Annotated in this window: 11 protein-coding genes; 2 read left to right on the top strand and 9 right to left on the bottom strand. The window is 38.4% G+C overall.

All coding sequences use genetic code 11. The annotated features are described in order from the left end of the window. Positions 1–5: 5 nt before the first annotated feature. The 4 genes from asnS to pyrH form a co-directional block, all read right to left on the bottom strand. Positions 6–1,439 carry an asparagine--tRNA ligase gene (gene asnS, locus BFP77_RS11350; protein WP_099574139.1) on the bottom strand — a complete coding sequence of 478 codons (1,434 nt, stop codon included), beginning with the start codon at positions 1,437–1,439 and terminating at the stop codon, positions 6–8. Positions 1,440–1,537: 98 nt separating this feature from the next. Beyond that, on the bottom strand, positions 1,538–3,925 hold the full coding sequence (locus BFP77_RS11355; RefSeq protein ID WP_099574140.1) for an efflux RND transporter permease subunit: 2,388 nt from the start codon (positions 3,923–3,925) through the stop codon (positions 1,538–1,540). A 137-nt stretch (positions 3,926–4,062) separates the two neighbouring features. Then, a complete protein-coding gene (gene frr, locus BFP77_RS11360) occupies positions 4,063–4,617 on the bottom strand; it encodes a ribosome recycling factor (protein WP_099574141.1) in 555 nt (184 codons plus the stop codon). Positions 4,618–4,660: 43 nt separating this feature from the next. Continuing rightward, positions 4,661–5,368 (bottom strand): UMP kinase, encoded by a 708-nt coding sequence (pyrH, locus tag BFP77_RS11365; protein WP_099574142.1) that lies wholly within the window; start codon positions 5,366–5,368, stop codon positions 4,661–4,663. Positions 5,369–5,543: 175 nt separating this feature from the next. Between pyrH and BFP77_RS11370 the strand changes: the two genes are divergently transcribed. After that, positions 5,544–7,415 carry a M61 family metallopeptidase gene (locus BFP77_RS11370; protein WP_099574143.1) on the top strand — a complete coding sequence of 624 codons (1,872 nt, stop codon included), beginning with the start codon at positions 5,544–5,546 and terminating at the stop codon, positions 7,413–7,415. 75 nt (positions 7,416–7,490) lie between these two features. On the opposite strand, the gene tsf is transcribed toward BFP77_RS11370, so the two are convergent. The 4 genes from tsf to rplM form a co-directional block, all read right to left on the bottom strand. Beyond that, positions 7,491–8,456 (bottom strand): translation elongation factor Ts, encoded by a 966-nt coding sequence (tsf, locus tag BFP77_RS11375; RefSeq protein WP_099574144.1) that lies wholly within the window; start codon positions 8,454–8,456, stop codon positions 7,491–7,493. Positions 8,457–8,527: 71 nt separating this feature from the next. Further along, positions 8,528–9,694, bottom strand: coding sequence for a 30S ribosomal protein S2 (rpsB, locus tag BFP77_RS11380; RefSeq protein ID WP_099574145.1), 1,167 nt, complete (start codon positions 9,692–9,694; stop codon positions 8,528–8,530). Positions 9,695–9,908: 214 nt separating this feature from the next. Then, complete coding sequence (rpsI, locus tag BFP77_RS11385; protein ID WP_099574146.1) at positions 9,909–10,295, bottom strand: 30S ribosomal protein S9; 387 nt, start codon at positions 10,293–10,295, stop codon at positions 9,909–9,911. Beyond that, the gene (gene rplM / locus BFP77_RS11390; protein ID WP_099574147.1) at positions 10,295–10,750 is read right to left on the bottom strand and encodes a 50S ribosomal protein L13; all 456 of its coding nucleotides are present in this window, start codon (positions 10,748–10,750) and stop codon (positions 10,295–10,297) included. Before rplM ends, rpsI begins: the two co-directional genes overlap by 1 nt. A gap of 319 nt (positions 10,751–11,069) precedes the next feature. On the opposite strand from rplM, the gene BFP77_RS11395 reads away from it, so the two are divergent. Beyond that, positions 11,070–11,573, top strand: a complete 504-nt coding sequence (locus BFP77_RS11395; protein ID WP_257212953.1) for a lipocalin family protein — start codon at positions 11,070–11,072, stop codon at positions 11,571–11,573. Between the two features lie 55 nt (positions 11,574–11,628). Here the strand turns inward: BFP77_RS11395 and BFP77_RS11400 are convergent, their stop codons facing one another. After that, positions 11,629–11,961 (bottom strand): T9SS type A sorting domain-containing protein, encoded by a 333-nt coding sequence (locus BFP77_RS11400; RefSeq protein WP_180272347.1) that lies wholly within the window; start codon positions 11,959–11,961, stop codon positions 11,629–11,631. Positions 11,962–12,144 lie beyond the last annotated feature (183 nt).

Below are 12,144 nucleotides of genomic sequence, written 5' to 3' on the forward strand. Positions count from 1 at the left end.
TGCGTTTAAAATTCAGCATTTTGAGGGGTCCTTGGGAAAGGAATAACGTCTCTTATATTACCCATACCAGTAGCGAACAGTACCAGTCTTTCAAAGCCCAATCCAAAACCACTATGCACTGCGGTACCGAATTTCCTCAAATCCAGATACCACCAAAGTTCTTCTTCGGGAATATCCAATGCGGCCATTTTCTCCTTGAGTACATCTAAACGTTCTTCTCTTTGCGAGCCACCTACGATTTCACCGATTCCGGGAAACAAAATATCCATAGCTCTAACCGTTTTTCCATCTTCATTTAAACGCATATAGAATGCCTTTATTTTAGCTGGATAGTCAAAAAGGATAACGGGGCATTTAAAGTGTTTCTCTACAAGGTAACGTTCATGTTCGCTTTGCAAATCGGCTCCCCACTCATTTATAGGATATTTAAATTTCTTCTTCTTGTTGGGTTTACTATTGCGAAGAATATCTATTGCTTCAGTATAGGTGACCCTCTTGAAATTGTTCTCCGAGATAAACTTTAATTTTTCTATCAGCGCCATTTCGCTGCGCTCTGCCTGAGGTTTGGTTTTTTCTTCATCCAAAAGACGCTTTTCCAAAAATTGTAGGTCTTCTTGACAATGTTCCAGAACATAGCCGATGACACTTTTTATAAAGTCCTCCGCCAGATCCATGTTGTCATCTAAATCGTAAAAAGCCATCTCTGGTTCTATCATCCAAAATTCCGCTAGGTGTCTGGATGTATTGGAATTTTCAGCTCGGAACGTAGGTCCAAAGGTATATACTTTCCCTAGGGCCATGGCATAGGCTTCCGCTTCCAGCTGCCCCGAAACCGTGAGGTTAGTTTCTTTACCAAAGAAATCCTCTTTATGGTCAACCTCCCCGTTCTCCGTTAAAGGTGGGTTTTTTTCATCTAGTGTGGTTACTCGAAACATTTCACCGGCACCTTCAGCATCCGACCCTGTAATTATAGGTGCATGAAAATAGTAAAAACCATTATCCCTAAAATATTGATGTACTGCAAAAGCCAACGCGGAACGAACACGCATTACGGCCGAAAAAGTATTGGTCCTGACCCTTAAATGTGCTTTTTCCCGTAAAAATTCCAAGGAGTGTTTTTTAGGTTGGATAGGATAGGCCTCTGGGTCCGCATTCCCGTGTACAACAATATCCTTTACTTGAATCTCCACACTTTGCCCACGACCCTGACTTTCAACCAATGTTCCCGAAATACGTAAAGCAGAACCGGTATTTATCTGTTTTAGAATGGTCTCATCGATTTTTTCGAAATCTACTACACATTGTATATTGTTTAACGTGGAGCCGTCGTTCAATGCGATAAAACGATTGCTTCTAAATGTTCTGACCCATCCGTTTATGGTAACCTCTTGTAGTAAATCTTTTCCTGAAAGTAGTTCTTTTATGCTTGCTGAGCGCATTTTAAATGGATTGAAAATTAAAAATCAAAGATAGGTCTTTGCTAAAAAAAATGAAGGAATACTTAGGCTAAAAAGGAATTTTTAAGCTAAAAAGGAAATCAATCCGTCTCCTCTCCCTTTGGTAGAATATCTATTTGCGGTTTTTTAAGGACCTCTTTATTTGCGATGCTCTTTTCTAGGGATAGTAATAGCGACGGTAATAGAATAAGGTTAGCCAACATGGCAAAAAGCAGGGTTGCGGAAACCAAAGAGCCTAAAGCCACTGTTCCCCCAAAATTGGAAATAACAAAAACAGAAAAACCAAAGAATAAAACGATAGAAGTATAGAACATACTTACTCCGGTTTCACGCAACGCAGCGTACACCGATTTTTCAATCTTCCATTTGCTTGACGTGAGTTCCTGGCGGTATTTGGCCAAGAAGTGTATCGTATCGTCCACGGAGATACCAAAAGCAATACTGAATACAAGTATGGTAGAGGGTTTAATTGGAACGCCTACAAAACCCATTATGCCTGCCGTTACCAACAGAGGTAATAAGTTTGGGATTAAAGAAATGATAATCATCCTAAAAGAACGGAATAGGTAAGCCATAAATAGGGCTATCAGACCTATGGCTAGGGCCAAGGACATAATTAGATTCTTCACGAGGTATTTGGTTCCTTTAAGGAATAACAGGGCGCTACCCGTCATGTAAACGGTATATCTCTCTTTTGGAAAAATTTTGGCTATGTTCTCTAAAAGCCGCTGTTCAATTACTTCCATACGGTCCGTTTTAACATCGCGCATAAACGTCGTCATCCTTGCAGTTTGCCCAGTACTATCTACAAAGCTTTTTAGCAGGTTGCCATTGTCGGACGATTTTCTGGCAACATCCATGATGAATGTATTTTCCTGACTCGTGGGTAACTGGTAGTATTTTGGGATTCCGTTATAAAATGCCTGTTTTGAATACTTCACCAAATTGACCACGGAAACCGGTTTGGACAGTTCCGGTATTTCTTCTACAACATCTCCTAGTCTATCTATTCTTTTGAGCGTTGCAGGTTTCAATACACCTTTCGGACTTTTTGTGTCCACAACTATCTCTACCGGCATTATGCCATCGAATTCTTCTTCAAAAAAGCGAATATCCTTAAAAAATTCTGCGTTCTTGGGCATATCCTCTATAGGGCTTCCAGAAATATCAATTTGGTAAATACCTATGATACTAACCACTAAAAGGGCAATAGAAACAATATAAACAGCAACTCTCTGGTGTCTTACAATACCTTCCATCCAACTCACAAAAGCATCGATCCATCTTTTTTTCAGATGTTTTAAATGTTTGGTCTTGGGAAGAGACATGAAACTATAGACAATGGGTATAATTAGAAGGGAGAGTACAAAGATTCCTATAATGTTTATGGAGGCTACGATTCCAAACTCTTTCAGAAGTTTGCTATCCGTTATAATGAACGTCGCAAAGCCAGAGGCCGTAGTCATATTGGTCATTAATGTGGCATTACCGATTTTGGAAATTACCCGTTGTAGGGATAATGCCTGATTGCCATGTTTTTTAACCTCTTGCTGATACTTATTAATAAGGAAAATACAGTTGGGTATACCGATAACGATGATTAGAGGTGGAATCAATGCCGTTAAGACCGTTATTTCATATTGAAGCAATCCAAGTATTCCAAATGCCCACATTACCCCAATTATTACAACGCACATAGATATGATGGTGGCACGCACGCTTCGGAAAAAGAAAAAGAAAATTAGCGAGGTAACTCCCAAAGCGGCCAAGATAAACTTACCGATTTCATCAATAATATTTTGGGAGTTCATGGTACGGACGTAGGGCATACCGGAAATGTGCACATCTAGACCAGTTTCCTCTTCAAAACTGCTCACCAGATGTATCATATCTTTAAGGATAAAATCTTTCCGAACGCTCGTATTCACAATATCCTTATCCAAATACATTACGGTGCGTAACGTACGACTTTCTTTATTGTACAGTAGATTGTCATAAAACGGCATGTTGTTAAACAAATGCTGTGTTATGCTGTCAATTTCCTGTTGACTATCCAATTGTTTTTTAAAGAGGGGCTGAAGTACAAATTCTTGTTTTTCATTATCCTTTACCAGTTCTTGAAGATTATCTGTGGATAGTACAAAATCTACTTCCGGGAAAGCTCCTAACTGTTTGCTGAATTTATTCCAGCGTTTAAAATTGTTCGGCAGAAAAAGTGCGCTATCCCTAACGGCAAGCACAACGGCATTACCCTCTTCTCCAAACTGACTCAGAAAAGATTGATATTCTCGGTTTACGGGGTGATCATCTGGCAACAAATTGGCTTGGGAGCTAGAAAACCGCATATGTTGCCATTGCATTCCTAGAAAAACGGTGAAAGCCGCAACAAGTAACAATATCACTACTCTGTTCCTAAGTATTATCCTAGCGGTCTTTGCCCAAAATCCTTGTGTAAGTTTTGCTACCATTCCTATTTTTAGCGGAGTGCAAAGGTAACTATTGTGTTGTAAGCTTCCTAAATTGGAGCTTTAAAATGATAGCAAGCCTGAAAAGAAAAAGCAGCCTACTGGGCTGCTTAATTCAATAATAACTTGATATAATTTTGTTATACCTTCATTATTTCCGCTTCTTTAACAGCAAGGAAATCGTCAATTTTCTTAACGTAAGTATCTGTTAGGTCTTGAACGTCTCCGGTAGCATTTTTTTCTAAGTCCTCAGATACATCCAGTTCTTTTATTTCTTTATTCGCATCTTGTCGGGCACTGCGTACACCTACCTTTGCATGTTCCGCTTCTGCCTTGGCCTGTTTGGTTAATTGAATTCTACGCTCTTCCGTTAAGGGTGGTACATTAATTATGACCATGTCACCATTGTTCATTGGATTAAATCCTAAATTGGAATTCATGATGGCTTTTTCTATTTCTTGTAACATGCCCTTTTCCCATGGTTGTACCGAAATTGTTCTACCATCGGGTGTATTTATGTTCGCAACTTGTGACAGTGGTGTTTGGGAGCCATAATATTCTACCATAATAGAAGAGAGCATTGTAGGACTGGCTTTTCCGGCACGTATTTTTACGAACTCACGTTCTAAATGTGCTATTGCTGCGTCCATACTTTCTTTTGCAGAATCTAGGACAAATTGTATTTCTTCGTTCATATTAAAATGTTTCTATCATATAATCACAAATTATACCAAAAGTTTAAATATTAACAGTGGTGCCAATGGTTTCCCCTGCAACGATTTTTAAAAGATTACCTCTTTTATTCATGTCAAAGACTACTATTGGCAATTCGTTTTCTTGGCTCAAGGTAAATGCAGTGGTATCCATTACTTTAAGACCTTTTGTGAGCACGTCTTGGAAAGAAATGGTATCGAATTTAGTGGCGTCCTTATCTTTTTCGGGGTCTGCAGTATAAATACCGTCAACCCTAGTTCCTTTTAAAATAACATCGGCCTCTATTTCGATGGCTCTCAGTACCGCTGCGGAATCTGTAGTGAAATAAGGATTACCGGTTCCTCCTCCAAAAATAACCACTCTGCCCTTTTCCAAGTGTCTCATTGCCCTTCTTCTTATAAATGGTTCCGCTACTTCATTTATTTTTATTGCGGATTGCAAACGAGTCTGAACGTTCTGCATCTCAAGGGCACTTTGCAAAGCTAGACCGTTTATTACTGTGGCCAACATACCCATATGATCCCCTTGTACACGATCCATACCTGAAGCCGCACCCGCTAGACCTCTAAAAATGTTTCCACCACCGATGACTATGGCCACTTGAATACCTTTATCTACAACCTCTTTGATTTCTTCCGCATATTCACTAAGTCTTTTGGAGTCTATGCCGTACTGTTTTTCCCCCATAAGGGCCTCACCACTTAGTTTTAAAAGTATTCTTTTGTATTGCATATTTCTTTTCTTTCAAAGCAAAAATACTGAAAAATTTTGATGACAGAGAAGCGAAAGCTTCACATTAAAAAGCATAATTATTTCCTAATAAATGGGACGCGGACGATTATATTTAATAATCTTGTCATGGTTGTATGAGTGTATGTAAGTATAAATATTCAATTCAAACTTTTATATGAAAAAAATTTATCTCTGGATAATTATCTGTGGACTGCTATATGGTTGCGGAGCAAATAAGTCATTAATCACAGTAGACAAAACTCCCATTATTGCTTCTTTGGATTTAATCAACATAGACGAGGACAGGGTTAAGGTGGAAATAAATCCAGGAGCCTTTATTTCGGATATCGTTACTTTTAAAATACCAAAAACGGTTCCTGGAACTTATAGCACGGACGATTATGGTAAATACGTAGAGGGTTTGATGGCCATTGATTACAAAGGCAATGGGCTGAAGGTAAATAGACTTGATGATAATACATGGAATATTGAGAACGGGAAAAATTTGGATAAGATAACCTATCTGGTAAACGACACTTACGATACTGAAAATGAAGTAGGGGATGCCGTTTTTTCCCCTGCTGGAACGAATATTTTGAAGGGCGAGAATTTTATGTTAAACCTACATGGGTTTATTGGTTATTTCAATGACTACAAAGAGGTGCCTTATACCATATTGGTATATAAGCCAACGGAATTAATCGCGACCACCTCTTTACCAATGGAGCAAAATAGAAAGCCAGACCCTTCCTGGGATAGTTTTATAGCGCAACGCTATTTTGAAGTCATAGACAATCCTATACTTTATGCTAGGCCCAATAAGGAAACGTTTCAAATCAATGATATAAAAGTTTCTATAAGTGTCTTTTCGCCAAACGAAACCTATAAAGCTAGCGACCTTAAGGAACGTATGGAAGAAATGATGAGTGCTCAGAAGAAGTTTTTGGGAGATATTGATAGTACTAAAGAGTATAATATCCTATTATACCTATCTCAATTAAATGATGATGATGCTCAGGGCTTTGGAGCTTTAGAGCACCATACTTCTACTGTAGTGGTATTACCAGAATCCATGTCCAGAGAACGTTTAGAACAAGCAATGATAGATGTGGTTTCCCATGAGTTTTTTCACATAGTTACCCCATTGAGTATTCACTCAAAAGAAGTGCAGTATTTTGATTTTAATGATCCTGAAATGTCTAGGCACTTATGGATGTATGAGGGTACCACGGAATACTTCGCAAATTTGTTTCAAATTCATCAAGGCTTGATAACGGAGGAAGAATTTTATGAGCGACTCATGCGTAAAGTGGCTAACTCAAAAGGATATGATGATGCCATGTCCTTTACTGCAATGAGCAAGAGCATTTTGGAAGAGCCTTTTGCATCAAACTATCCAAACGTCTATGAAAAAGGGGCGTTAATCAATTTTGCGTTGGATATTCTGATTCGTGAGAAAAGTAAAGGGCAAAGGGGAGTGTTGTGGTTAATGAAGGAGCTATCTAAGAAATATGGAAAGGATGTCCCTTTTGATGATGAGGTGCTGATAGACGAAATTGTAAATTTAACCTACCCAGAAGTGCGTGAGTTCTTCAATACACATGTGATAGGTGCTACTCCTATCGATTATATGGCCTACTTCGCAAAGGTTGGCTTGGCAAATACAAGATTAAAAGAAAAAACGGGTTATTTTCTTAATGGTGATATTCCGTTTATTGATGTGGATACAGCTAATGGAAACAACATATTTGTAAGAAATGGAATAAGCTTGAATTCCTTTTTCAATGATATGGGTATACAGGGGGGCGATATTATCAAAACCATTAATGGCACGACCATTACTTTAGAATCAATTAGGCCAATAATAGGTCAGAGCTTTGCATGGACTCCAGAGACTGAGATCGAGATGGAAATTCTACGTGATGGAGAGGTTTTACAGGTTAAGGGATTGGTTGGTTCGCCTACCGTAGAGGTTACGAAAATTATACCTGTGGAAGGCATTTCAGAAGATTTTACTGAATTGAGGAGGGCATGGCTTAAAGGATAATGGAAATTATCACCAATAAAAAACCCTTAAGAATTACCTTAAGGGTTTTTAGTTTGAGTTAGTCTAATGCTATCATTATCCTACTGTCGCACGCTTAAATCCGGTAACGTGTACATCTCCATATGATGCTACGTAATCTGCAACACTTTTCTTCTCATCCTTAATGAAATTTTGGTCAAGCAAACATTGTTCTTGATCTAAAGTAGTATTGTCAGAAATGAAACGTTCCATTTTACCTGGAAGGATTTTATCCCAAATCTGTTCTGGTTTTCCTTCTGCCTTTAATTGCGCTTTGGCATCTTCTTCTGCCTTAGCCAAGACCTCGTCGGTTAATTGCGCTCTTGAAATGTACTGAGGTACATTCTTCAGGGTTTTACCTAAGCGACCCAACTCTTCATTGTCTTTTTCGATAACAGCAATCCTTGCTTCTGTTTCAGAGGCTACAAAGGCCGCATCAAAATCTTTATAAGAAAGTGTCGTTGCTCCCATAGAGGCAACTTGCATAGCTAAATCTTTAACTAAGACCTCAGCATTATCAACTTTGGACGATAATCCTACGAGTGCTGCTATTTTGTTAATATGAACATAGGAACCAACGTAAGGTGCTTCTAATTTCTCAAAAGCCGTAATTTCTAGTTTTTCACCTATAACGCCGGTTTGCTCAATTAATTTCTCGGTAACGGTCATGCCTCCAAAATCAGCAGCTAACAAGGCTTCTTTGGAATCGTGGTTCAAAGCAATTTCAGCGAGTTCGTTGGCTAGGGCTACGAAATTTTCGTTCTTACCCACAAAATCAGTCTCACATCCTAAAACTAGTGCTACACCGGCGGTGTTATCTGCATTTATTTTAGCTATTGCAGCTCCTTCAGAAGAATCTCTATCGGCTCTTTTGGCTGCCACTTTCTGTCCTTTTTTACGAAGAACTTCGATTGCTTTGTCAAAATCTCCTTCAGCCTCAACTAAAGCATTTTTGCAATCCATCATCCCGGCTCCTGTAGCTTTTCTTAATTTATTTACTTCTGCGGCGGTAATTTTTGCCATTGTCTTGTATTTTTTAGTTCCTCTTAAATGAGGAGACTGTTCTTAAATCTATTTAGCGAAGAGAGTTTCGTTTATTCAACGCCTCCCTTTACATTATCTTGCCATTCTTTTAACTCGTCCCATTTTCCATCAGCAGCCATTTGAGCTTGCTTAGGCCAAGAGGTTGGGTCTAAATGAGCCATTCTAGAACTTGCTTCCGTTAAAATTTCTTTCATCTTATCGGCATCAGCTTTTGCAACTTTGGCAAAAGTTTCAAGTCCTGCGTTGGTCAAGGCTTCCGCAGCTTTTGGACCAACTCCCTCAATTTTGGTTAGGTCATCTGCCTTCGCGGATTTCGCCTTGGCTTCTTTCTTAGGAGCTTCCTTTTTTTCTTCTGCTACGGCCTCTTTAGTGGCTTCAACATCTACTTTTATCTCTGTTGCTTTAGCTACCACAGGAGGTGCTTCAGTTTCAACAGTTTCTGGAGTTGGAGCTAATTTTTCCTTTACCTCCTTTTTGGGAGCCTCTTCCTTTTTGGCCTCTTTCTTAGGTTCTTTTTCTCCTTTTTCAGACTTACGTTCCGCAAGACCTTCTGCAACGGCATTGGTAACTTGCGTCATGATAATGTCTATGGATTTAGATGCGTCATCATTGGAAGGAATCAAATAATCTACATCTCTTGGATCAGAGTTGGTGTCTACCATGGCAAAAATTGGAATATTCAATTTTTGTGCTTCTTTGACCGCAATGTGCTCACGCATGGTATCTACTATGAACAAAGCACCGGGTAAACGTGTCATCTCGGAGATAGAACCTAAGTTCTTCTCTAGTTTGGCACGTAAACGGTCTACTTGCAAACGCTCTTTCTTTGAAAGTGTAAGAAAGGTACCATCTTTTTTCATTCTGTCGATCATAGCCATTTTCTTAACGGCTTTTCTGATGGTCACAAAATTGGTAAGCATACCACCTGGCCATCTTTCTGTGATGTACGGCATGTTCACATTTGCTGCTTTTTCAGCAACGATGTCTTTTGCTTGCTTTTTAGTGGCTACGAAAAGAATCTTACGTCCGGATGCTGCAATTTTGCTCAAGGCTTCGTTAGCCTCGTCCATTTTTGCAACAGTTTTGTAAAGATTGATTACGTGTATACCGTTACGCTCCATGTAGATGTAAGGAGCCATGTTCGGATTCCACTTTCTGGTAAGGTGGCCAAAATGCACACCTGCTTCTAATAATTGTTTTACTTCGACTTTCGCCATTTTAAATTTAGTTTACGTTCTTTTGAATTAGCAATGCTGAGGTGGTATTTCATATAAAGTGAAAAGCCTTCAACATTTAGATGCTAAACTAATTTACCTTGCTTTCTTAGCAGAATGTAAGGATTTTTAATTGTTCCTCTAACGGAACTTTCAATGAACTAGTTAAAAATATAATAAAGGTGCTTCTTGAGAGAAGCACCTGATAATTTCTTGTTTAACGCTTAGAGAACTGGAATTTCTTACGAGCTTTCTTCTGACCGAATTTCTTACGTTCTACCATTCTTGGGTCTCTGGTTAATAGACCTTCTGGTTTAAGTGTAATTCTGTTTTCAGCATCAATTTCACAGATTGCTCTTGAAATAGCCAGTCTAATAGCTTCGGCTTGTCCGGTGATTCCGCCGCCGTATACATTAACCTTAACATCATAAGTGTCATCTGTACCTGTTAGGGTAAAAGGCTGTTTTACTTTATACTGTAATGTAGCAGTTGGGAAATAATCGTTTAAATCTTTATTGTTTATTACGATGTTTCCTTTTCCTTCAGAAAGATAAATTCTGGCAACGGCTGTTTTTCTTCTTCCGATTTTGTGAATTGTATCCATTACTTAAGATCTTTTAAATTAACCGCAGTCGGTTTTTGTGCTTCTTGTCCGTGCTCCGTACCAACGTATACTTTAAGATTTCTAAAAAGTTCAGCTCCTAGTTTATTCTTAGGCAACATTCCCTTTACAGCTCTTTCTACAATACTTGCAGGATTTTTTTCTAATAGTTCTCTAGCAGTCGTTGATCGCTGTCCACCTGGGTAACCTGTATATCTTAAATATTCCTTGTCGGTCCATTTGTTGCCGCTAAGGGTCACCTTTTCCGCATTAATAATAACCACATTATCGCCACAATCAACATGTGGGGTAAAATTTGGTTTGTGCTTTCCTCTCAACAAATTAGCGACTTTAGAAGACAAACGTCCTAAAGCTTCTCCCTCGGCATCCACTAATAACCAACGCTTGTCTACGTTTGTTTTGTTGGCCGAAATGGTTTTATAACTTAATGTATCCACTACTGCTATTTTTAACTATTAATGTAATCAATCCCGTTAAACGGGGTGCAAATGTACACTAATTAAGTGTAATTGCAAATAGTTAGTTCTTATTATTTTATAGATTTTTTTGACTTCTGTTTCAAGGGTATTCAAAATCCAAAATGAAACGTAAATTATGTTTTTCATAGGGTACTCTCTAGCTTCTTTGCCTTTGGAAAATCTTTTCTTATTTCATATAATTTTCTGAAAATATTAGTTACTCTCATGTAATTAAGGATGGGAGACGAAATAATCCCGTTTATTCTTCGTTTTAAGTGATTGATAATCAAAACTAAGAATGATGTTAAAGAAAATATGTGGTTCCATGGCACTCGTATCGCTATTGTTCTCTTGTAGTTCGGATAAGGATTCGGATAGCATGGACTCTTCACCAAGCGCTATAATCGGTACTTGGGATGCAACAGAGCTTGTAATAGATAACACTACAGCTAGTGATGACGCAAAATTTGGTAAACAAATTTTAGATTTCCTTACTGATAAGGATTGTTACATTATAACCCTGCAGTTTAATGAGGACTTAACGGCCGAGGCTAGTAACGCAGCTAATTTTGTGGAAGTGAATGCCACTGCAACTGGTTTGGATGTTCCTTGCCCAACAGAGTCCGATTCGGAGTCTAGCACCTATACCTTTGATGGAAGTGTGGTAAGTATTGTGGATATGAACGGCGATACTATTAATGTGGATGTGCGTATTCAGGGGGATATAATGACGGTTGATGCTGCTGATTTGGAAATTCCCAACTTTGTCGATAGTGGGGAATTTATTTTTAGAAAGAGATAATCTACAATAGATAATAAAAATAAGGCCTTCTTTTTAAGAGGGCTTTTTTGCTTTGTTATTGTTTGTAAAACTTTGTTTGAACATTTTGTTCGGAAGACCGAATGAAAATGACGTAGATCCCCTTTTGTAAATTGGCAACAGGAATGTTCAAAGCTTTATTCTTTATTTCCCAATTATGTTGTAACACTACATTACCGTAAACATCCGAGACCACAATCGCTGCACTTTTTGAATTTTGAAGCCCCAATACGTTTATAAGGCTCGTGGCCGGATTTGGAAAGACTTTTATTTGCTCGCTCCGTACTGCGTTCAAAATCTCATTGGATTGGGCTAATCCAGTTCCAACAAAGAGAAATAAGAACAAAGTGAGTACAATATACTTTTTCATCGTTAAACCTGATTCGTACATATTAAATTAGAACAGTCTATATGCAACGGATTTGGATTAACAATAGTGTATTCTTTAAGAATGTTTAACAGTTATGAAAACTGACTTTCAGGCAATTACTTGTGCTAGTGCTAGAATATGTTGATGAAAATTGTTCTGATTAGAGGGAATTTTACGCAAGGT

The sequence above is a fragment of the Maribacter sp. 4U21 genome, from assembly GCF_002742365.1.
Lineage (GTDB): Bacteria > Bacteroidota > Bacteroidia > Flavobacteriales > Flavobacteriaceae > Maribacter.